The organism is Acinetobacter sp. 148 (assembly GCF_031196675.1).
Taxonomy (GTDB): Bacteria; Pseudomonadota; Gammaproteobacteria; order Pseudomonadales; family Moraxellaceae; genus Acinetobacter; species Acinetobacter baumannii.
The window spans coordinates 35,841-58,988 of record NZ_JAVIMT010000032.1 but is presented as its reverse complement, the minus strand read 5'-3'; the positions used below and the strand labels follow the sequence as shown (position 1 = coordinate 58,988).

The 23,148-nt window shown below is 36.9% G+C and carries 21 protein-coding genes; 11 read left to right on the top strand and 10 right to left on the bottom strand.

Going from position 1 to position 23,148, the window contains the following annotated elements; translation table 11 throughout:
* The first annotated feature begins 116 nt into the window (after positions 1–116).
* The 6 genes from RFX69_RS06040 (at position 117) to RFX69_RS06015 (ending at position 3,257) form a co-directional block, all read left to right on the top strand.
* Entirely contained in the window at positions 117–410 is a 294-nt protein-coding gene (locus tag RFX69_RS06040) for a hypothetical protein (RefSeq protein ID WP_000978816.1), read from the top strand.
* On the top strand, positions 407–778 hold the full coding sequence (locus RFX69_RS06035; RefSeq protein WP_000130797.1) for a hypothetical protein: 372 nt from the start codon (positions 407–409) through the stop codon (positions 776–778). The genes RFX69_RS06040 and RFX69_RS06035 overlap by 4 nt, the downstream gene beginning before the upstream one ends.
* On the top strand, positions 775–1,119 hold the full coding sequence (locus RFX69_RS06030; RefSeq protein ID WP_270899840.1) for a hypothetical protein: 345 nt from the start codon (positions 775–777) through the stop codon (positions 1,117–1,119). Before RFX69_RS06035 ends, RFX69_RS06030 begins: the two co-directional genes overlap by 4 nt.
* Positions 1,120–1,389, top strand: a complete 270-nt coding sequence (locus tag RFX69_RS06025; protein WP_000910239.1) for a DNA-binding protein — start codon at positions 1,120–1,122, stop codon at positions 1,387–1,389. It abuts the gene before it with no gap.
* A 137-nt stretch (positions 1,390–1,526) separates the two neighbouring features.
* Positions 1,527–2,138, top strand: a complete 612-nt coding sequence (locus RFX69_RS06020) for a hypothetical protein (protein WP_000365984.1) — start codon at positions 1,527–1,529, stop codon at positions 2,136–2,138.
* A gap of 36 nt (positions 2,139–2,174) precedes the next feature.
* Positions 2,175–3,257 carry an XRE family transcriptional regulator gene (locus RFX69_RS06015; protein ID WP_001099514.1) on the top strand — a complete coding sequence of 361 codons (1,083 nt, stop codon included), beginning with the start codon at positions 2,175–2,177 and terminating at the stop codon, positions 3,255–3,257.
* Positions 3,258–3,268: 11 nt separating this feature from the next.
* Here the strand turns inward: RFX69_RS06015 and RFX69_RS06010 are convergent, their stop codons facing one another.
* Both RFX69_RS06010 and RFX69_RS06005 read right to left on the bottom strand, forming a co-directional pair.
* Positions 3,269–4,531: a tyrosine-type recombinase/integrase gene (locus RFX69_RS06010; protein ID WP_000773627.1), complete on the bottom strand. Its 1,263-nt coding sequence runs from the start codon at positions 4,529–4,531 to the stop codon at positions 3,269–3,271.
* Positions 4,532–5,029: 498 nt separating this feature from the next.
* Positions 5,030–5,893: an iron-containing redox enzyme family protein gene (locus RFX69_RS06005; RefSeq protein WP_000037356.1), complete on the bottom strand. Its 864-nt coding sequence runs from the start codon at positions 5,891–5,893 to the stop codon at positions 5,030–5,032.
* Between the two features lie 323 nt (positions 5,894–6,216).
* Between RFX69_RS06005 and RFX69_RS06000 the strand changes: the two genes are divergently transcribed.
* From RFX69_RS06000 to RFX69_RS05990, 3 genes are all read left to right on the top strand, one after another.
* On the top strand, positions 6,217–6,789 hold the full coding sequence (locus RFX69_RS06000; RefSeq protein ID WP_000043926.1) for a TetR/AcrR family transcriptional regulator: 573 nt from the start codon (positions 6,217–6,219) through the stop codon (positions 6,787–6,789).
* A 611-nt stretch (positions 6,790–7,400) separates the two neighbouring features.
* Positions 7,401–8,741, top strand: coding sequence for a PepSY domain-containing protein (locus tag RFX69_RS05995; protein WP_000075452.1), 1,341 nt, complete (start codon positions 7,401–7,403; stop codon positions 8,739–8,741).
* Between the two features lie 163 nt (positions 8,742–8,904).
* Positions 8,905–10,578, top strand: coding sequence for an FMN-binding glutamate synthase family protein (locus tag RFX69_RS05990; RefSeq protein WP_000157984.1), 1,674 nt, complete (start codon positions 8,905–8,907; stop codon positions 10,576–10,578).
* 41 nt (positions 10,579–10,619) lie between these two features.
* Here RFX69_RS05990 and RFX69_RS05985 read toward each other — a convergent pair whose 3' ends face one another.
* The 5 genes from RFX69_RS05985 to RFX69_RS05965 form a co-directional block, all read right to left on the bottom strand.
* The gene (locus RFX69_RS05985; RefSeq protein ID WP_001290023.1) at positions 10,620–11,648 is read right to left on the bottom strand and encodes an alpha/beta hydrolase; all 1,029 of its coding nucleotides are present in this window, start codon (positions 11,646–11,648) and stop codon (positions 10,620–10,622) included.
* A complete protein-coding gene (locus tag RFX69_RS05980) occupies positions 11,648–12,778 on the bottom strand; it encodes a YdcF family protein (protein WP_001127152.1) in 1,131 nt (376 codons plus the stop codon). Before RFX69_RS05980 ends, RFX69_RS05985 begins: the two co-directional genes overlap by 1 nt.
* 4 nt (positions 12,779–12,782) lie before the next feature.
* Positions 12,783–13,817 (bottom strand): UDP-N-acetylmuramate dehydrogenase, encoded by a 1,035-nt coding sequence (gene murB, locus RFX69_RS05975; RefSeq protein ID WP_001166920.1) that lies wholly within the window; start codon positions 13,815–13,817, stop codon positions 12,783–12,785.
* Positions 13,818–13,836: 19 nt separating this feature from the next.
* Complete coding sequence (locus tag RFX69_RS05970) at positions 13,837–14,340, bottom strand: low molecular weight protein-tyrosine-phosphatase (RefSeq protein WP_000388070.1); 504 nt, start codon at positions 14,338–14,340, stop codon at positions 13,837–13,839.
* A gap of 300 nt (positions 14,341–14,640) precedes the next feature.
* Positions 14,641–15,885 carry a lactonase family protein gene (locus RFX69_RS05965; RefSeq protein WP_005138714.1) on the bottom strand — a complete coding sequence of 415 codons (1,245 nt, stop codon included), beginning with the start codon at positions 15,883–15,885 and terminating at the stop codon, positions 14,641–14,643.
* Between the two features lie 225 nt (positions 15,886–16,110).
* On the opposite strand from RFX69_RS05965, the gene RFX69_RS05960 reads away from it, so the two are divergent.
* Both RFX69_RS05960 and RFX69_RS05955 read left to right on the top strand, forming a co-directional pair.
* Positions 16,111–17,268: an iron-containing alcohol dehydrogenase gene (locus RFX69_RS05960; RefSeq protein WP_289332559.1), complete on the top strand. Its 1,158-nt coding sequence runs from the start codon at positions 16,111–16,113 to the stop codon at positions 17,266–17,268.
* Positions 17,268–17,702, top strand: a complete 435-nt coding sequence (locus RFX69_RS05955) for a thioesterase family protein (protein ID WP_280007000.1) — start codon at positions 17,268–17,270, stop codon at positions 17,700–17,702. Before RFX69_RS05960 ends, RFX69_RS05955 begins: the two co-directional genes overlap by 1 nt.
* Positions 17,703–17,750: 48 nt before the next feature.
* On the opposite strand, the gene RFX69_RS05950 is transcribed toward RFX69_RS05955, so the two are convergent.
* The 3 genes from RFX69_RS05950 to cpaB form a co-directional block, all read right to left on the bottom strand.
* A complete protein-coding gene (locus RFX69_RS05950; protein WP_272276801.1) occupies positions 17,751–19,979 on the bottom strand; it encodes a phosphocholine-specific phospholipase C in 2,229 nt (742 codons plus the stop codon).
* A 323-nt stretch (positions 19,980–20,302) separates the two neighbouring features.
* Positions 20,303–22,375 (bottom strand): DNA polymerase III subunit gamma/tau, encoded by a 2,073-nt coding sequence (locus RFX69_RS05945; RefSeq protein ID WP_309168888.1) that lies wholly within the window; start codon positions 22,373–22,375, stop codon positions 20,303–20,305.
* A gap of 122 nt (positions 22,376–22,497) precedes the next feature.
* Positions 22,498–23,130: a metalloprotease secretion chaperone CpaB gene (cpaB, locus tag RFX69_RS05940; RefSeq protein WP_005128437.1), complete on the bottom strand. Its 633-nt coding sequence runs from the start codon at positions 23,128–23,130 to the stop codon at positions 22,498–22,500.
* Between the last annotated feature and the right edge of the window lie 18 nt (positions 23,131–23,148).

The following is a 23,148-nucleotide window of genomic DNA, read 5'->3' as shown; positions in this document are numbered from 1 at the left end:
TAGAACTTTTACTGTGATAGGTAAACGAACCCAAGTTTTCTTAAATGTATCACTTAATGAAACTGAAGCTTTGCTCTTCAAAGCGAAACTTAAAGATTCCATTTGGAGATTCTAACATGATGAAGTACATCCCTGACTCAATGTCATACCCATTCACTGTTTGGATGTCCGAAAGTGGTTTCTATCCTTCTTATAAAAAAGGATACATCGTTATGAAGCGTGGCAAAGAAGTGGCAAAGATTTCTTTAATAAAAACAAAAAAAGGTTTCGAAATGAATGAAGTCTGTCAAAAAAGATTTACTTCATTTTGCCGGGTTTGGATGAATAAGGATAAACGTTTTATTAACCAGCTTCGAATGCGTGGCATTTCTAATTCAATGAAATTCAGTTATCAAAAGGTGGCAGCATGACAGATTTGAATAAGGGAAGAGAGCTAGAAGCTCAAATTGAAACTTTTAAAAAAGAAGCTATGGAGCTTTGGTTTGTGCCTAATTTAGCTGACACGTACAAAAATAAGGATCTTTTCATCTATTCAATTATAGATGGTGAAGTCTTCTTTATGCGTGAACAGGCTCGACAATTATGGAGCTTTTGTAATAAAGCCAAAGCTCAGGCGGTGCCAGAGGGTTACTGTTTGGTACCGAAAGAGATTCCAGACAGCGTTGTTAGCTGTTTAGAAAATAGTGGATTCCATTGGGGCGATGGGACTCGTGATCATTACACGCCTATTTATTCTTTAATGGTTGAAGTGGCAAGCGAATCGGGAGCTGAGGGTTGATTAATCAATTAAAACCAACTGAGATCATCCGGGATGAAATGGGTTATTGGGTGCATCCTGAATATCTGAAATATTTGGATGACAATTATGCTGACCAAGAATGGTTGAGCCAAAGCGAATGGGATCAACTTAAGCAGCATTTCAATATTGTCACCGTTCGACTTTATTTAGAAGGGAGTGTTTCTGATGATCTATTTTTGGAGATTATGGACTCCTCAGACCTATCTAAATGGAATCCAATCGCACCGCACGGCTTTTTCTTAATAGATATTGGGTTTACGGAAGATGGTGCTGAAGCGTTGTTTGCAAAAGAAGTTAAAGCGGAAAGTAAGGAGGGGTAAATGTTAAAAGATCTGAGAAATCTATCTGATGCAGAGCAACAAGAATATTTGGATCGCTTCATAATGGCTAATGAAGAACAGAAGTTCCCTCAAGAAGTTGTGGCGCTTTATTTAGATTGCTCACCATGGACATTAGCCAGAATGCGTTGTGATCAATCATCACTGCCTTTTTCGAAAATTGGAAGACGTGTTTCATATAAAAAGAAAGACGTTTTAAAGTATGAGCAAAGCAGGACTGTGCTTAATACAGCGCAACTTGCAACTGTATAAGGATTCAGTTAAGAAATAATTGTAGTTTCCATGATAAATATTGGGTGACAAATAATTAAAATTGCAAAAAGTTTTAGTTGACACTTTTCAAAATTTGCAATAAATTTTGATTGCCCAAATCTCTTTAGGACTTAATTATGGATTTATCGAAGAATCCCCCTCCAAGCTATTATGATGCATCACTGAATGATGAAACATTAAGCTTTTTTGCTAACCATATGCTAGAAGTTTTTTCACAAACTACTCAAGATCTTAGTAGAAAAGATGATGATAATTACACTATCAGTTGTGCAATTTTTGGAAGATGCCGTAATAGGTTTGCTCGTGAAATTCGTAGTGGCAATGCCCCATCTCCAACATATTTAGAAGATTCTTCAAATAAATTCACCTTTAAAATTGGAAACACACCTGGTATCCGTTTTTTTAAAGAATCTGATCATTTAAAACCGAAAAGACCAAACTTTTTTAAGCAAAGTTACAATCTAGAATTATTTGAATCTGATTCAAAAGTTCCTGTTTTTTGGCGATTCATTTTGGTTCCAGCTAAAACTGATGACGAAGAAACATTTATCGCTTTTGTTGGTTTTAACCAGAAATTACAGCCGATTACAGCTTGGACATCTAATAAGACTTCTAGATTTATTTTTGATCCAGCGGCTATATTGCCAGAACCAGCAGAATTGAAACGCTATAATATTGATGATCTATTAGCTGATGATGATTTAGATGATGCAAGCGGAATCAAGTAAATCTTCAACAGCAAATAGGCAAAAGTTGATGAGAAAATGAATACTTATTTTAATGGTCTAGAATTGCGGCTCTTACGTCAATTTAATCATTTGTCTTTAGAGGACTTATCAATTCATGTTGGTAAGTCACGCCAATTCTTGCATAAAATTGAAATGAACCAAGTTGTTCCTACACCTGATTTAATTGATGTACTTAGCAACTTCTTCAATGTAAAAACGGATATTTTTTACAGTTCTCATCCGATTTTACAAGAAGAACAAATCAATTTTCGAAGCAACAAAACTGCCAAAATTTTTACAAAGCAATCAGTGATCGCTCAGGGTGAATATTTAAAAAGGTTAGTAGAATTTATAGAGGCAAATTTAAGGCTCCCTAAGTATTCAATACCTTCTGTTGAATCTGTAAAGAATTTTCAAGATATTGAAAATGCTGCGCTTCAATTTAGAAAATATTTTAATTTAGGGTTGGGACCTATTAGCGATATGACTCAATTAACTGAAATGCTTGGAATTTTTGTAACTACTTTTCCAAGTGTTTCAAGCGAAGTCGATGCTCTATCTATTGCATCTAAAAGACCAATCTTTGTTAATAACGAAATTAGTAGTACTTGTCGCCAGCGTTTTAATTTAGCTCATGAATTAGGACATCTTGTACTACATGATGGTTGTGTTACAGGTGACACTCTCACTGAGTCGCAAGCGCATCGTTTTGCTAGTGCTTTACTTATTCCACAAGAAATGATGATTTCTCATTTCCGTAATTGCTTTAATGGTAGATTTAATTGGAATAAATTAAGTGAGATGAAAACAAATTGGAAAATAAGTAAGGCAGCTTTGCTCTATAGAGCTAAATCTTTAGATCTTTTAAATGAAACAAGTTATCGTAGTGGCTTTATTCATTTGAAGCGTACTGGTGAGGCTATTTTAGAATCAGAAGATCATGAAATACCTAAAGAAGTTCCAACTTTACTAAATACATGTTTCAAAGCTTTAAGTAAAAAAGGAATTTCAGCAATTGATATAGCTAATGAATTAAATATATCTCTAGATCTATTAAATAAAATTACGCAATTAGATTTACAGCCACAAAATCCTTCTAAACTTAAATTAGTTATTTGATTAAAGGCGGTTTAGACCGCCTTTATTTCTTTTAATCTTTCTGCCCATACAGATTGATAATTAAAGCAATCAATCTTACCTTGATACACCGCTTCAATCATGTTCATTGAAGCTCTTAATTCCTCATCTGGAATTTGAACATATCCACCTGTCACATCAATTCTTGGTTTAGCCGTGTGATTAAGAAGTCTTTTTGTCACATAAATATTAAATCTTAAAAGGTTGCATATAGTGGCAAATGTACGGCGGAAATCATGCATTGAAACGTAATAGTCAACTTCTTTACCCACTCTATTCAATAATGTATCTACCTTAGTCGCATGCATATTCCACGAAGTAGGCATCTTAGTAGCTGGGAAAACCCAATCGTTTTCTCTTAATAACCAACGTTCACGCAAAATACTGTGTAGATGATCACCAATAGGAAAAGTATGATCTGAACCATTTTTGGTATCTCTAAAAGTTAAAGTACCATTTTTAATATCTACATCAGCCCACTTTAAGCAACATGCCTCCTGTTTACGGCATCCCGTATACATGCACATCAATACGATATCCCGATGCGTGTTTGACCTAGCAGTATTTTCCAGATTCAACTCATCTTCATAATGAAGCACCGCATTGTAATATTTGTGAATGATGTCTTTATGGAGATGTCTATCCCTACTTGCTATTTTATTCCAACCTCTGGTTACGGAAATAATGTCAACTGGATTACTTTTAAGAATCGGGTTCTCATCTGTTGAATAAAGAACATGAATATACTTCCATAAGGTACCTAAAAGAGATACAGCACCATTTGCTGACGACTCACTTACTTCTGATACCTCAATAAATCGATCCAGTACTTCTTGCTTAGATATCTGGAAAAGCTTTTTGTTGCCCCACCCCAAATATAAATCAAAGTACTTACGGTACTGCCTAATTGTTTTTGGTCTAAAGTCATTTCTATCAATATAAATTTGAAGAGCTTCATTCACTGTAATATCTAAAGGATTAGCAACATTCTTTAATTTGATAGGCTTTTCATATTCATTGTTTGAAATTTTCGCCAGGATCATCTGAGCTTTTGCTCGAGCATTTGTTGCAGGAATATCGGTAGTTTTACCAATTGTCACTCGATAGAGTTCACCTTCATGCCTCCTTTCAACAATATAGGTTTTACTTTTATTAGTTACCCGAACAGCAAAACCGATCAGTTCTGCATCTCTATATATTTTTTGACCTTTTTCAGTTAATGGAATAGCATCAACAGTAGATTTGTTGAGTTTCATGTCTTAAACCTGTTTTAGCGAAATTTGATTTAACCATGTTTCTCAACAGTCTACAAATAGTCTACAAGCTTTTTCAGTTAACAATAAAATACGTCATTTTTTGATTATAAATTATTGTTTTCATTTACTTTAATAAAAATACAAAAACCACAGGTATATTATAAAAGAAGTAGAATCCGCCTAATCTGGTTTGGATTATAAATGGTGGGAACAAGACATAAACCTTTTTACTTTCAATAGGTTAAAAATTTTAGATAGCTGTATATGAATGTATTCATTTGCTCACACTTATAGGATGCATGTTTTTAAGCTCTATACATATCAACCTACTGACTTTCGTAATTCTATCATTTCCAACAGATGCAAATAATGTATTAAATGAAATACTTCAGGTTATTAGTTTATAGATGGGCTGGATTTAAAGTATTAAAAAAGCCTATTCATATATGAATAGGCTTTTTAGTTTTTATCAATTATTCGTCTTACTATGAATACAAGTTATGCTAACTTCTTTGCTTCTAAGTAGTGAATATCAGCAATTTGTGCATCCCAAAACTCATTCCATAAAGCACAATAATCCATACAAAGCGTTGTTAAGCTCTCATAGTCTTCTTTAGTTATTGCTTGCGCTAACGCAAACCAGAGATCATCTTCATGATCATCATCTGCTGCTTCTGAGGTTTCGTCAGTAGATACCCCATGAACATGGTAATAGCCGCCACCTTCAACATCTACACCAATGGCTTTAGTCGCTTCACGAAGTGGTGGGCTAAAAAGAATCACTTCTTCTTCCGCCACTGCAAGTAAAGCAACTACTTTAATATAACTATCATAAGATGATTCTAGAAAATTTCTTACCTGATCTGCAATTTTTGAAGGTTGATACTCTCTACGGTCCTTCTCACTCAAACCATAATCATTTAATAAATCTTCATATAAAGGATAATGTGCATACTCCGGATTACCTAGATAATAATTGTCTGGGTCTGTTCCTGGTCTAAAACCAAATTCATCAAGTACATTTAAACTTAATAAAACACGTGGAAACATTTTAGCTCCAGAATGGAGTTTAGGCTCCAATTGTTTTGTCTGGAACTGGGCCATTAATAAGGCATCAGTAAAGATCTGAACAATCGCATGACGATATTCTAAATGAATTCTTGTTAAAGTGAATTTATCAAGCAATCCATTATTTAAAACTTCGATCGCCGGATGTTTACATACTGGTAATTCAGCAATTCTCGCTCTTAATTGTTTGAGAAATTTTAGATTTTCTTCCCACTGTTCTGTAGGAATACTATTCTTCATCCCCAGTAATGCCTTTTGTCTTGGATTATCGAAATCTTCAAATTTTTTTGACATAATCATTCTCAATAACAAATTAATTCTTATAGTTAGGTTATGAGTTCCCCATTATTTTAATCGTGCATTCATTTGCTACTAAATAAAATTGTATACTCATCCCTAAACAATTTGATATTAGGTTTATTATTACTACAAATCAATGGATAATTTAATGAATTTTTTTAATGAATCAAATAACAATTAATATCGAAAAATACTATTTTTTTAGGCTCTCACATGTTGTATTACATTAGCGTTTTCAATATGATTAAACTGACTTTTGCCAGAGCACTAGCCTTAAAAAAGAAACGGATTTCAAAAGATTTACTACGGGGAAATCGATGTCAAAAAGAGACACTATTATAAAAACAGCAACTGCCCTTTTTAATGAAAAAAGCTATAACTCTATTGGAGTGGACAGAATTATTGCTGAATCCAATGTTGCAAAGATGACATTCTACAAGTATTTTCCCTCAAAGGAAAAGCTAATAGAATCATGCCTTTACAAAAGGAATTCTGATATACAGTCTGCTATATTAGAAAGAATCAATACCAATGACCTACCTTTAGTTCAACTCAGAAGCTTATTTAATTGGTATATTGACTGGATTTACACAGAAGACTTTAATGGATGCTTATTTAAAAAGGCAACTATGGAAGTAGTACAACTTTATCCATCCGTTAAAAATCCTATTAATGAATATAGAGAATGGCTCTATGAGCTTGTTTTTTCTATTTTAATTAAAATTCAGGTAGAAGACGCAGCTGCATTAACCAATCTATTTCTTAATATCCTCGATGGAGTTATTAATGATGGAACAATTGATAAAAATTTAATTAATGCTGAAAAAACTTGGTCTTATATTAAAAAAATAATCGATCTTGAGAAAATTGAGGAATTAGTCGCCATTTAATTTAATAACATTGAAATACTAGACTAAAAAACAAGAGTGTATACTTTTGTTTTTTAGTCTAGAAGCTTCATTTAAAAATTTTATTAAGCACTAAATATTATAAAAATTAATAAGATAATTTTTCTTAAAATATTAACCAATAAAATTAGTAACAATATAAAACTCTCTCAAAAAGCTTAGACATAAACCATTAATATCCATAAAAGAGTTCTTACTCATTAGCTGTATTCACTCAAACCAACATCATAAATCTATTGGTACTAGAATAAATTAAGAAATTATAATTATTAAGAAATAAATCATAGGCTATTTAGTTTCTCTAGATAAATTAAAAGAATAATATTTAAAACAAACTTAACAATAAAAATTTTTCTATAAAGTGCTTTTTCATAAATATCTATACTAAATATTGTATTGATCATATGAGCTGTGTATTTAGAGAGCAAAATTTACGAGATATTTCATAACACCAAGCAACAGCATTGCTAGTAATTCAGCACAATGATACTTTAGAAAATCTACAATCAAGCTAACCAATGAAAAGTGCAATTTCAAAATACAATTTAAAGTAGATATACTTCACGACAAAGTTTGCTCGATATCACTTTAAAATGTCCCCTACTTCTAGCTTTTGGCGTAGTCTCTTCCGTCTCATACATATTTATGCCGGTATTTTTATTGCCCCATTTATATTTGTTGCCGCATTTACTGGCTTACTATATGCAATTACGCCTCAGTTAGAGCAATTCATCTATAAAGATGCATTAAATGTTCAGCCTTTAAATAATGAGATATACCCTCTAAGCCAGCAGATTGAAAGCGCAAGAGAAGTCATGCCTGTAACTGCACAAATTACAGAAGTCAGACCATCACCAAGCCCTGTGCAAACTACGCGGGTTATTTTTTCCGATCATACACACCATCTAAATAATGAAGCCGTTTTTATTGATCCTTATACGCTTTCTGTAAAAGGACAACTTGCTGTGTATGGAACCAGTGGCGTATTACCGTTACGTACATTCTTAGATCAATTACACAGCAATTTATTATTAGGAAAATGGGGACGTTTTTATAGTGAACTTGCTGCAAGTTGGCTTGGTTTTTTAACTTTAAGTGGGCTATATAGTTGGTGGAAGCGTCGCTCAAACTTCAAAAATAGACAAACAAATAAAAATCACTTATTAAAATGGCATAGTTCTATTGGGTTAGCTTTACTACCACTTTTATTGTTCATTGCGATTACTGGTCTTACATGGTCTCAATGGGCGGGTGATAATATTCGTATTGCCCGTCAATGGTTAAACTGGCAAACACCAACATTGATCACCTCACTAAATCAGATTTCATTGCCAGAAATGTCTCATCATGAACATCACGAAATGATCATGGAAACGCCAAATTTAGACATCATGCCAGCTGAATTCGATTCAGTATTAGCAATTGCTCGAGCAAATGGGATTAATTCAACAGAAATACAAATCAAACCGCCAGTTGCTGCGAACCAAGCTTGGACTGTTGCGGAAATACAGCGCAAATGGCCCACCCAAGCAGATAGTATTGCGATTGATATACATGAACACAAGGTAATCGATAAACTCGCTTTTAAAGATTATTCATTAGTTGCAAAACTTACACGCTGGGGAGTTGATGCACATATTGGGGTACTATTCGGTTGGGTCAATCAATTAATTCTGGTTCTGTATGCACTCGGGCTATGTGTAATGATTGTTTATGCGTATAAAGCTTGGTTTAAAACCTCCAATGTAAAACTTACGACCCATCATTTTATTAACCAAACTTTGTTCGTATGGAAACATGCAACTACACAACAAAGAATAATTACGACATTAATGCTTGCTATTCTAGGGCTGAGTTTACCTATTTTTGGATTTAGCTTAGTCATCACCTTATTTATTTTGCTCATAAAAAAACAGCTCCCTCTTAAAGCTTAATAAAGCTCTGATCTTTGCCAACTCATCAGCTTCTCGTATTAGGGAGATGATCAGTTGGTAAAAGATTAATGAATAAAATACCGGTTAAACAATTCCCTACTTGTAGTTTTGGCTGCTTCTTGGCAAGGTATGTGCCAGTAAAACATTAGGAATTTGTTCACATATGGCGAGTCCGGCACAAATCATTCGACATAAATTTCTCAATACATTCTTTTCACGCCACTCTATTTGGTTCTTGTGTATTTTTACTGCACTCACAATCACGTGGTTTAGAACCGTATATACACCTCATAGTATTTATTATTTTATTTCGGATACTTTACTCAACGGTTTATGGGTCGTCAGTAGCGCATTAAGCTTATTAGGTCTATATGATGTCCTACAAAATAGACATTCAATCTTAAGAAATTACCCGATTATGGGCCATTTCCGTTTTTTATTTGAAGATATACGCCCTGAAATTCGCCAATACTTTATTGAAGCGGATCAAGATGCCCTTCCTTTCTCGCGTATGCAAAGAAGTTTGGTTTATCAACGTGCTAAAAATGAGAATGCAGATAAACCTTTTGGATCAATTATTGATGTCTACCAAGAAGATTATCGCTTTATTGTTCATTCCATTAGTCCATGTCCACCAGCGGATCCTAAGAGTTTCCGTATCCAAATTGGTAATGCCCAATGCCTTCAACCTTATAGTGCATCCATTATGAATATCTCTGCCATGAGCTTTGGTAGTTTGAGTGCGAATGCAATACGTGCATTAAACAAAGGAGCACAATTAGGCGGTTTTTATCACGATACCGGTGAAGGTAGTCTCAGCCCTTATCATTTAGAAAATGGTGGTGATATTGTTTGGCAAATTGCCAGTGGATATTTTGGCTGCCGAACTTTAGATGGAAAATTTGATGAACAGAAGTTTGCTAAGCAGTCTCAATTGCCACAAATCAAAATGATTGAGCTTAAGCTTTCGCAAGGGGCTAAACCGGGCCATGGCGGTATTTTACCTAAACATAAGATTACTGCTGAAATTGCCGAGATCCGTGGTGTTTCCCGTGACCATGATTGTATCTCTCCTGCCAAGCATTCAAGCTTTTCGACACCAATTGAAATGATGCATTTCTTACAGAAGTTACGAACTTTATCTGGTGGTAAACCGGTAGGTTTCAAACTGTGTATTGGTCAACCTTGGCAGTTTATGAGTATTGTAAAAGCAATGCTTGAAACAAAAATTGTGCCTGATTTTATTGTAGTTGATGGTTCTGAAGGTGGCACTGGCGCAGCCCCTATTGAGTTTAGTGACTATATCGGAACACCATTACGTGAAGGCCTACGTTTTGTTCATAACACACTTGTAGGTGCTGGCCTAAGAGATCAAGTTAAAATTGGTGCAAGCGGTAAAATTATTAGTGCATTTGATATTGCCAGCACATTTGCACTCGGTGCAGATTGGGTGAACTCAGCACGTGGCTTTATGTTTGCAGTTGGATGTATTCAAGCGCAAAGTTGCCATACAAACCAATGTCCTGTAGGCGTTGCAACCCAAGATAAAGATCGCCAGAAAGCACTCCATGTACCGACCAAAGCAGAACGCGTATTTAATTTCCACAAAAATACATTACATGCATTATCAGAAATGATTGCTGCGGCAGGTTTACGTCATCCATCGGATATTAAAGCTCATCATTTAGCTCAACGGATTAATGACCGTGAAATTAAAAACTATGCTCAATTACACTTCTTCTTAAAAGAAGGTGAGCTTTTACAATCTGAACTGAAAAATGATGATGATAATTTCTATTATCGTATGTGGAATATGGCTGACGCCAATCATTTTTAAATAGTTAAAACTGAAGCTGCCTCTATAGGCAGCTTCAAACTTTAATAATAAAAATGTTTCGGCTTTGCATGTAAAAAGGCTGGAATTAAACCTGTTAAAGCCGCACGAATATCTGCACGTTCGTTAATTAATTGATGGGAACCCTCTTCCAGCATCAATAAGGTTTGAAGCCTAAACTTACGGCGAATAAACTCGATGTTGTAACGCCAGTCTACTGTTTGATCTAATGCCCCTTGTGCAAGCCAGACAGGAATACGACAAGCAGGTCGCTCTTCCATTTCCTGCATCCATTTTGACATTGCCAAAATCCAGTCCATGCCCATCATGCGTGGCTGCAATGGATCTTTTAAACGAATAAATCTTAAAAATTCAGGATTATGGTTATTCCGTCTAAAGTGTCGAGGCACTTGACGCTTAATACGACGAATAATGCCTAGACCTACCGGATTATGCCACCATGCTGTTTTAGCAGGTCGAATTAATGGTGAAAGCAATAAAACCCTATCGACGATTGGGTCTTGTCTTTTTTCTGCATACTCAAGCAAGTGATGCATCCAGATTGCCCCACCCGTACTTTGACCAATACCTACCCATGGTTTCGGTAATTGATCAGCATGTTTGACATATTGATAAACCGCCATCAAAACTTGTTGATAATGGTCAAAATTTTGAATACTTGCAGGTGAACCATTACTCAAACCATGACCAGGTAAGTCGTAGGTAATAACACTAAAGCCTTGTTCAAGTATTTCGCGAATAATGGGCTGATAAATTCCGCTATGCTCCAGATAACCATGCAATAAACATACGGTTCCTTGGATTTTGTCTAATTTAGGTTTAAAAACTTGGACATGCAGACGAAATAAAGGCATTTGGACATAGCCTTGCCAATGCTCACAGTCCAGTAAATGTAAACCGTATAATTTACGGTATGCTAAAAGCTCACGAGAAGGTTCTTCTAAGGTATTTAAATTGAGTGGGCTTAAAACTTGCGGAGTGAGTTCACGGTTCGGAACCGGTAAATCTAATTGTTTTAATACGGCAGGATTGAGAAATGGAATCTCAGACATTAAGGCACCTCTCGACAATCACTTGAACCAAATAACATGTCACGAATTGTCGCAAGTAATTCATAATTTGCACGACGACTATGATCGTAGTTTTGTGTACTCGGTTGCCAACGTGTAAGCGGGGTTGGCATTGGAGCGGTAACAGGAATAGTTTCTATCCCATTTAAAGCAAATAAACGGCGCGTACGTGGCATATGATATTCATCTGTGACCAACATAACTGTAGGCGCACCACCTTTCTTTTGAAGTAACAATGAACTAAAGCGAGTATTCTCACAGGTATTCATACTGCGCTTTTCTAATAATTTTGCATCTACTCCACGTGCTTTCAACCATGCTTGCATATAAGGGGCTTCAACTCCACTTAATACGATAGGTAGATGGTTTTTCTTTTCAACTTCTAAGGTTTTTTCTAGTCTTAACCGCGTATAACTGTTAACTACAATATCTTTGCCATTTTTATCTAAAGTTAAACCACCGCCCAATACTACAATCGCATAAGGCTCTGATAACTTTTTAGGTTGAGCAGGCAGAGGGTTTTTACGAACATATTCAACTTTCTGCTCAGGCTCACTCGCCGCTTTTTGATGCTCTGGCACTACAGGTTTTCTTGCTAAAAACTCCGTATATTGTTCTGTAAGGGCTTTATTTTCAGAACTATTAATAGAAAGTGCTGCATCAATAGGGCTACTTGCTTCATCGGCCGCATCAATTTCTGAGTTTTTCGCAACCAAAGGAACACTCACAGCCGTCGTTTCTTTCTCTTCCTGTAGTTCTTGTTCTTTTTCTTCTAAAAGAATAATTTGCTGCAAAGCCTTATAGTTTTCTTGTATGTAACCCAAATCTGCTGTCTTATTTTCACGTAAAGCATCTTCTGTTAACTTCAAATAAGCCTGACGAGCAATCCATAAATTTGACCCCGGCTCTAAGTTATCATGTTCACTTAATGCTGCTTTTCGCTGGCTTTCCGCAGCCACCTCATTAACATCTACCGGAACAAAATAGTTAAGTCCAGCTACAATAAGTTTTGAATAAAACGGCGAATACAAAAAAATCACGAAACAGCCTAATAGTACAAATAGTACAGTAACTACTTGTACAAAACGTACCATCAAGTGTACTTTTGGCATAAAACTATTCCGTATGATTTTCAATTAAACCTAAATTGTTATAAAGCACAGGCTCTGGTTCTAACATAATTTGGAAACGCTGTTCAACATCATGTTGTACAGCTTGATAAGTTTTCTTTACATCCGCAAGAGATGCATTGGCATAATTCACCAAAACCAAGGCTTGCTTATGGAACATTCCCACTACACCGAGCTGTTTACCTTTCCATCCAGCCTGATCAATTAACCAACCAGCAGCAATTTTAACGTTACCATTAGCCTGAGGATAATGTGGAATTGTTGAGAATTGTGCTATTAATCGTTCAAATTCTTGAGTATTTACAATCGGATTTTTAAAGAAACTTCCTACATTCGGATATTCTTTTGGATCAGGTAATTTACTTTGACGAATATGAATGACCTGATTTTGTAAATTTTCAGCAGTCAGGTTATCTCCTACTGCCTGTTTTAAATCGCCGTAATTTAGCTTTAGGTTGGCTTGTTTAAGCAGCTTAAAGGTGACATGAGTAATGATGTAACGAGCTGGGTCATCTTTAAAAATGCTATGTCGATAAGAAAAATGACAATCTGCTGCCGAAATTGATCCGGTTTGTTTTAATAGACGGTCATAGACTTGTACCGACTCAATAAACTCACCAACCTCAACACCATAAGCACCAATATTTTGCACTGGTGAAGCACCAACCAAGCCCGGAATAAGTGCCAAGTTCTGTAAGCCAAACCAATTTTGTTTTGTAGTATATAAAACGAAATCGTGCCAAACCTGTCCTGCACCGACTTTAACTCGAATAAAATCCTGATCTTCAGATAAAACGTCTATGCCCTGAATATCAAGATGAATAACTAAAGCATTAATTTGTTGCGGTAATAGCATGTTACTACCGCCAGATAATACAAGTACATTTAGCTCATGCTCTTTAGCAAAAGCTAAAGCTTCTTCAATATCTTCAATAGATTTGACCTTAGTGTAATGAGAAGCTGTAACATCTAAACTTAAAGTATTGAATGGCTTAAGCTGTACTTGATTTTGAATTTGCATTGTATTGAAAAACCTGTTTTTAAACATTTAATTGTTTTTTTAGGATATTAATCCACGCCAACGCACTTGATTCACATTGGTCGAGTACACGTTCAAAGCCCTCATCTCCACCATAGTAAGGGTCAGGCAGAGCTTGTTGTGGATATTGAGGATCATGTTCACTCATTAATGCCACTTTTGCCCGAATTTGATGACTGCCAAATTGGAAGATAGCTCTTTGTAGCAAGTCGTGAATATCATCAAAGTTTTGATGATCCATTGCCAAAATCAAATCAAAATCTAAAAAGTCTTGAGTTGAAAGTTGTCTTGCCCGCAAAGAAGATAAGTCATAGCCTCTTTTTTTTGCATGCAATTGGCTACGCTGATCAGGTGCTTTATTTGGATGATAGTTACTTGTTCCAGCTGAATCGACAATGATATTGAGTTGATGCTGATCACAATAATGTCTAAAAACCACTTCAGCCGTGGGAGAACGGCAAATATTTCCTAAACAGACACATAACACCTTATACTGTGCTTCCATTAGAAATTTATTCCAACCACTTAAACTAAAAAATAAATAAGTATTTTACACGCAAAAATCTGCAAAAACCCGACAAAATTATTCATTATTATCAGGTTTGAATTGACCATTGTGACAAGCCCTCATTTTCTCAAAACTCACGCGGCTTGAAAAGTAAAATGAGAAATTTTAAAGGAATTTTCTATGTGCTCAATCCTCAACTCAATCTTGATTGTCTTTCAAGATTGAGTATCTGTAGCAATGAACACTGAAAAATGTAATAGCTTATAAATATTGCAGGATCAGTGTGAGAAAAAATTATTAAAAGAATTTGATATCAGTTGGAGTCGATATTTTAGCTGCATCGCCTAAAGGTTTTAATGAGCCATTTTTGGTATCAAAACGGAATAAGCTAATGTTATTACTATAAACATTCGTCACATACAGATATTTACCTGACTCATCAAATGAAAAAGCACGTGGTTCAATACCATTGGCCTTATAAACTTGTGGTTGACCTAAAAGCCCATTCTGTTGGATTTTAAATACCAAAAGTTTGTTGTCCGCACCACGATTTGCAGCGATCACATACTTACCATTTGGACTAAGAATAATTCCACTTGCACTCTTGAATTCAGGTGTTTTGTCTTCGTGAACCAGTTTTAGCTCAGCGACTTTTTTCAAATGGCCATCTTGTACGTTAAACGTCACAATTTCACTTCGCATTTCCGCGGTAATGTATGCCTGTTTACCATTTGGTGAAAAGACCATATGACGTGGACCAGAACCATGCTTAAAACTCACATCTCGGCTCTTGTCCGCTTCAAGTGGTTGAGGCTTACTTGGGTTGTAACGAAAAGCATAGACTTTGTCATTTCCAAGATCACTTGCATATAAATACTTACCATCTGGGCTAAAAGTTGTCGAATGGGCATGGCCACTATCCTGACGCCCTTTAACATGACCAGAACCCTCCGAAAAAACAATATTTTGTACCATTTCACCCAAATGTCCATTTGGTAAAATTGGCAAAACAGCGACACCGCCACGTCCTTTATCAAATGCAGAATAATTCGACACAAATAGGAATTTACCATCTAAACTGATGGATGCATGTGTTGGATGCCCGCCATGACTATTTACCGTATTCAATACCTCTACCTTTCCATTTTGAACCGATAATGCCGTTACCGCCCCTTCATTTTCTTCATTAGTGGTATATGCAAAACGGCCATCTTTCGATTTTACAACCCAAGATGGACTTTTCATTTGCAATACCTTAACAGGAGTTAAGGTCCCGTCAGCATTAACTTGTAGCTGGTACAAACCTTCACTGGCTTTTTCTGGTTTTTGCACAAGCGGTGCATCTGGGATAGATGTCCAGGTTCCTACTAAAGCGATTTGTTGTTGTGCTGCGTTTACTGTAGAGCCCCATCCAAATGACAAAAGCGTCAATGATAATGTTGCTGTTAATTTTTGAATTAGCTCACGATACTTAATATTTGCATATCCATTTTTGTCGGTATCCTTGCCGTATCCAGTTTTGACATCAGTATCTATTTTCACATGCATATCCTTAAAAAAATTTACCTTATTTGCATTTACCAATAAGGTATTCACAATCTAATTTCATTTAATGATTTTGAAAATTAGTTTATAAAATGCCAATTTTCAAGTGAATTTTCTTTAACTAAATGCAGCTTAAAAGCACAGCTACTTTTAAGAGAATTTGCAGAATGAATCCTATAGAATGCATCTATAATAATTTTCAAAAATAAGGAAATAATGTATATGAACCATTTTCAGTTTCAGACCGTTCCCAACATTATTTCAGGACTCGGTTCTATACAAGAATTACAGAATGTGTTGGCATCAAAAACTTACCGCAAGTTATTACTGGTAACAGATGCAGGTATGATTAAAAATCAGTTACACCGGCCTATTCTTCAAATTTTAGATACTCTTAAAATTGAACATGTCATTTATGCTGATGTTCAGGCCGACCCACCAGAGCAAGTGGTATTAGATGCAGCGAATTATGCTAAACAGCAAAATGTAGATGTTATTGTCGGCTTTGGAGGCGGAAGTTCTTTAGATGTAGCCAAAGTGATTGCCTTACTCGCACATCCTAACCAAACTCAAAACCTACAAGAAATGTATGGGGTAAATCAGGTCAAAACAGCCCGACTTCCACTTATTTTAATTCCCACTACAGCCGGTACTGGCTCGGAAGTGACGCCCATATCAATAGTGACTACAGGTGAAACGACAAAAATGGGAATTGTCTCTCCGGTACTCTATGCCGATACAGCAATTCTTGATGCAACTTTTACTCAAAATCTACCTGCCCATATTACGGCTGCTACAGGTATTGATGCGATGGTCCATGCCATTGAGGCATATACCTCTAAACATAAGAAAAATATTTATACCGATATTTTAGCGAAACACGCTTTGAAGCTGCTGAACCATAACTTACCGAAAGTTCTTAAAAACGGTAATGATTTAGAGGCACGTCAGAACATGCTGTTCGGCTCAATGCTTGCGGGTCAGGCATTTGCAAACTCACCTGTTGCTGCCGTGCATGCTTTAGCCTATCCATTGGGTGGACATTTTCATTTGTCGCATGGACATACCAATGCTTTGGTGCTCGTTGAAGTACTGAAATTTAATGCGCCTTATGCCAAACAATACTATGCAGAACTTATGCAATGGCTTGATCCATATAGTAATGGCAGCACCGATGGGTTGTGTGATCTGTTTATTGACCATATGCAAAATCACTTAGACCGTAGTGGTTTGACTTTAAAACTTAGTGATTTAGGTATTGAAGAGTCTAGCTTACCAAGACTTGCTCAAGATGCCATGTTGCAAACTCGATTACTACAAAATAATCCACGTGACATGACAGAAGCAGCTGCTTTAGCAATTTATCAGGCGATTTATTAATGACTAAACCCGTTTTAAAAACTCGTGATCAATTTAAATTCTTTTTAGATATTCAAACGCGCTGGGCAGATAACGATATTTACGGTCATGTGAATAATGTGATCTACTATAGCTATTTTGATACGGCAGCCAATGCTTTGCTCATCCAGAAAACAGGTTTTGATATTCATGAAGCAAAATCAATTGGTTTAGTCGTCGACTCAGCTTGTAGCTTTTTTCAAGAGTTATCATTTCCAGAAGTTATTCAGGTAGGCGTTGCGATTGGTAAAATTGGTACGACATCTTTACGCTATGAATTGGCAATCTTTAAACAAGGTCAAGACCAAGCATCAGCTCAAGGACATTTTGTGCATGTGTTTGTTGATCGTGAAACACGCAAGACTGTTCCAATATCCGAGTCAGTCCGTGAAGTTTTAGAGAATTTTTTATTATAAAAAATGAGGCAAAAAGAAAATAAGTTCCTCTTTTTGCCTCATCCTAACTTAGATCATTGCAGGATCACTAAAGGAGTCCTCACCTGTTTCGACTCGGCCAGCAAAACGTCGGTAATAATACTGATCACTCTGGCTCGCAACTTCAAAATCATACCAATGCCCAACATCAGCCAACGACCAATGTTGCTTAACAACTTGTCCCGCTTTTACGGTCAGTTGCAATGGCGCATCATGTCGATATGCACAAGGTTTTATTGTCAATATTGTATCCTTGGTTCCCTCATTCATGAGTTCGACATAAACATCACCATTAGCAATGTCATAGCACACTCGAATTTCAGGTTTAACACCACTATCGATAATACGTTGAGTATCCCCTTTAAAATGTCGATGGTAGCCATTTGGACCAAGTACCCATAGGTCATAACGGCCTAAGTTATCTTTTAAAGCATCCCACTCATCATCTAAAGTTTTATTCGGCTCGACAATATAACGCTTTGGAATACGGTCTAAATTGAGCTTGTCATATACATGGAAAACCGCTGCTTGCTTACCCGTATTAGAAAAAATCAATTTCACCTTACCATCTGCTTTACAGCGCGCACTGGTATGCAACTCATAAGGTAGCGCCCGTGATAGACGTATACCACTTTGCTGAATTGGTAATTTTACATCTGTAGGTACAGGAACAGCTGGCAAAGCTTCCTGATTTTCTCTTAACTCATCTGCCTGCACACGTGTTTGTTTACCACTCAGCTGCGGTAAAACATCTGCATTTGGTGTTTTAAAGTTAAATGCACTGGTTAAATCACCACATACTGCACGGCGGTATGGACTGATATTCGGCTCTTTTACACCAAAACGTTTTTCTAAAAACATGAGCACGGAAGTATGATCAAAAACTTGTGAGTTGACCCAACCACCACGGCTCCATGGGGAAATCACATATAACGGAACACGAGGACCCGGGCCATAAACTCGTCCATCAGGTGTAGGCTGTGAATGACTCCCCTCAGGTGCAGCATGATCAAAATATTCATCCTGCATATCAACACTGCTTAATGTCGATTTACCTGCGTACTGGCCGTTTTTGAGTCGAGATGGTGCTGATGGCGATGGCATATGGTCAAAGTAACCATCATTTTCATCAAAGTTGATGAGCAGAGCCGTTTTACTCCACACCTCTGGCACAGCAGTTAATGCATCAATAATTTCTTGAATAAACCAAGCTCCTTGAACCGGGCTTGAAGGGTCTGGATGTTCGCAGTATATCGATGGCGCGTTAATCCAAGAAACTTGAGGTAACTTCCCTTCACGAATGTCTCTTTTAAAAGCGTCGAGATATTCTTCTGGTTTATTGCCCGGTAGCGTATTTGCAATGCCTTTATAGAGTGGATTTTTGGCATTATCAGTAGCCGCATCATAGGCTTTATACGGTAGTTTTTGACCCGTATCGGCATATGGTTTATTCGGCTCCCCACCGCTTGAAACGGGATAACCGGATGCAATGTTGGCCTTTCTAAAAGAACGGAATGCACCCAACATATTATCGCCCCATTCATCTGGCATATTCTGATAACAAATCCAGCTTATCCCTGCTTCTTCTAATCTTTCGGCATAGGTTTTCCAAGTGTAACCACGGTCTGCCGTCGCTGGGTTACCATCAATCCAGTCCCATTCATTATTTACAAATGAACGCTTAGTCGGTGTTGCACCATTGGTACCAGTTAAATGAAAAGAGCGGTTCGCATCTGTTCCGGTGTGCATAGAACAATGGTAGGCATCACAAATCGTAAAGGCATTGGCAAGTGCAAACTGATATGGAATTTCTTTTTCTTTAAAATAACCCATTGAGATATCAGTTTTATGAGTTGGCCAGTTCACCATGCGCCCATTGTCCCAAGCCAGCTGACTGTCGTTCCAAGTATGTGGCGTACCATCTGCACGCTGTGCATTATTGGCTGTTCCATCTAAGTGAAATGGAGTTAAAACCTGACCATTACTTCTCAGCTGTTCCCAGACACGGCGACCATTTGGCAGAGGAATCGTAAAACGGTCAGCAAAGCCTCGAACGCCCTTTAACGTACCAAAATAATGGTCAAAAGATCGGTTTTCCTGCATTAAGATGATGACATGTTCAACATCCTGAATAGTGCCCGTTTTATTATTTGCAGGAATTGCTAGAGCTTTTTGAATACTCGATGGGAAAGCCGCCAACGCTGCAGCGCCAAAGCCCATATTTAAAGAGTAATTTAAAAATTTACGACGTGTAATCATGATCAAATTCTTTTTATTATTTAAGTTTATGGAGCACAGCGCATGACAGGCTTTTTACCTGTGTCGGGTGTATTCGAATTATCATTTGCCGAGTCGTTACAACCACTCAGCAGAATGGCACCGATTAATAAAAAATAAGAATATTTAAAGGAAATTGTTCCTGTGTATTGCCTTTTCATGACGATATATAGTCCATTTAAAATCTAAAATGGCTAACATAGAAAAGTACAATGACAGTGGCGTGACCTGAATATTTCAATCCAGTGAAAACTATGAAAATTCTATTTTTTCAAGTTTCTCACCAGATCAAAACTCAATTGAACTTAAGGCTTTAATTGAATATTTTGCAGCTCACCATCAAAAGTCTCTATGAGGCTTTTAATAACGGGTTGTTGCTGTAATAGTTCTGTAGCCCGATGGAAAGCTTTTTCTTTACGAACGCTTTGCATAACATACGGTGTAGCAGTATTAACTGCACCATACTTGACCGTAAATTGTGTATTTGGCCACTGCTGCTTTAAAGCTTCAATTAGGGCTTGTTGTAGCTGAGTCAACATATTTTCATATTCTTGAGGAATATGGAAAACCGTGTTGCCACCAATTTCCCCAGTCATCACACCATGTTGAGCAAGTTCTTGAACGGCTGGAGAAAGCTGGCTATTTCTAAACCAAAACTCCCACTTTTCAAGTGTCCACTCACCTTCCAAAGTTTGTGATGGCAACTTTAAAATATCTTGTGGCATCAGCTGGTTGTTATCTGTTGCGTTAGGCTCTTTTACCACCGCAACTGTTTCAACAATTTCAGCTTGCACCAATGACTGTTGTTCAATAACAGGTTCAGAAACCAAGTCATAAGCTGACGTATCTTGAACAAGTGAAAATTCAGCACTCGATGCTTCAAATAAACCTTTAGGCTCAGCAGTAGAAGTTGGTTCAGGTTCGATTCGTTTGGCTTGGGTTTCAGCCTGAACTTGTACTAACTTTTGTTCTGGCACCGGAATGAAATCTTCCTCAAGAACACTAACGGTCTCTTGAACAACTGCTGACTCAAGTCCAATCAACTCATGATGATTTGGGTCAAATACCATTAAGTCCTGATTAGGTTCAGGTTCAGGTTCAGGTTCAGGTTCAGGTTCAGGTTCAGGTTCAGGTTCAGGTTCAGGTTCAACCATAGCGGGTTGGTTAATAACTTCAACAGGCTGAATAGCACTTACAGGAGTAATCTCTTGGGCTGTTTGAGCTTGTGAATTTAGGCCTACTTCTGCTTGCCCATTTTGTTGAACAGGCTCTGAAACTAAAATTTCATTTGGTGCTAAAGGACGGAATGCCAATAATCGTAAAACGCACATTTCAAAACCTTGCTCTTGCGTTACGGCAAGCTGCAAGTCTGAACGGCCTTTACATGCGATTTGGTAGTAAAGCTGCAAATCTTGAGCAGAAATCAGTTTAGAAAGCTGAAGAATTTTGGCATTAATTTCTTCACTATACTTTAAGCCGAGCTCTGGTAAATATTGTAATAAAGCCAACTCATGCAATGTTGAAATGAGCTGATCCAGTACTAACGAGACATCTAAGGCTTGATATCTAAATTGGAGTAATAACTGGCTCACTTTTTCACGTTGGTTTTGATGAACCGCTAAAATCAAATCATATATGATCGTACGGTCAATCAGGCCAAGCATTTCTTTAACATCTTGATGATGTACAGCACCTTGCCCATAAGCAATGGCTTGGTCAGTTAAAGATAATGCATCACGTAATGAACCTTGAGCAGATTCAGCAATTTGCCAAATTGCATCTTGGTCAGCAGCAATCTGTTCTTTTTCAAGAATAGCACCGAGGTGCTTGGTAATTTCATCGACAGCTAAAGGTCGTAGAGTAAATTGCAAACAACGTGAAATAACCGTAATCGGTAGCTTTTGTGGGTCTGTCGTTGCAAACAAAAACTTAACGTGTTCTGGTGGTTCTTCTAGTGTTTTTAATAACGCATTAAAAGAATGCGTAGAGAGCATATGTACTTCATCAATCAGGTAAACTTTAAAACGGCCTTGAGTTGGTGCATAAGGAACGTTGTCTAAAAGTTCACGCGTATCTTCTACTTTTGTTCTTGAAGCAGCATCGATTTCGATTAGGTCAATAAAGCGGCCTTCGTTTACCGCTTTACATGTTGCGCAGACTTCACATGGCGTAGAAGTCACACCCGTTTCACAGTTCAAACACTTGGCTAAAATACGTGCAATTGTAGTTTTACCTACACCACGCGTTCCTGTAAATAAATAAGCATGGTGAAGACGACCGCGTTCCAATGCACTACTTAATGCACGAGAAACATGTTTTTGTCCCACTAACTCATTGAAATTACGTGGACGGTATTTTCTAGCAAGTACTTGATACATGTATGCTCCTTGTTACAGGCATAAGCATACTTTGTTTTTAAAAGAGTGTGAACGTATAAAGCTCATATCCGTACAGATAAACTGCGAACTGACTTCTTTTCTCTACCAGAACCATTTATTGTCTAAGGATGATCATGATGAAGCTCTTGATCAGTAACACCTTCATCCATCGTTTGCACGAGTCCCACACCATCCTTAATTTCAGCCGAATAATTTCCCTTCTCGGTAAAAATTTGCATGATCGTATAATGGTCTTTTTGACTTTGAGTAATGGTAAAGAAATTTTGATTCGGATCGCCCTGATCAAATTTACCGGTCCACCGAACAATATCTTGGTCAACAGGTTCGATTTCTACAATTTTACCCGTGCGATTAATGCCATATTCCAACATTTGGAACTTAACAGTGTCACCCACTTTTTTAAGTTCAATCACATTTGGATCATATTTAATGACCATACCTTCTGCATTTTTAATTAGTGGAAAATTAACATTAGAAGGTATTTGATCCTTTTCTATTTCATTAAAAACAATCTGTTGCTGAGACAATCTTTCTTTTTCAGACGGACTCAAATTCAGTATATTTTGACGAGCAAATTCATTCTGACTATCTGTCACTTTTGCCCCAGACTCTTGCCGACTTTCTAAAGACGATGTTAAAGCAGAAGAGCTTTGCTGTGAAAAAGCAAACCAGATTAAAACTGCTAACGCCACACAAGCGATAGCAGTTCCTATTAACAATTTATTTTTCTTCATTAGTTACAGCTAAAAATA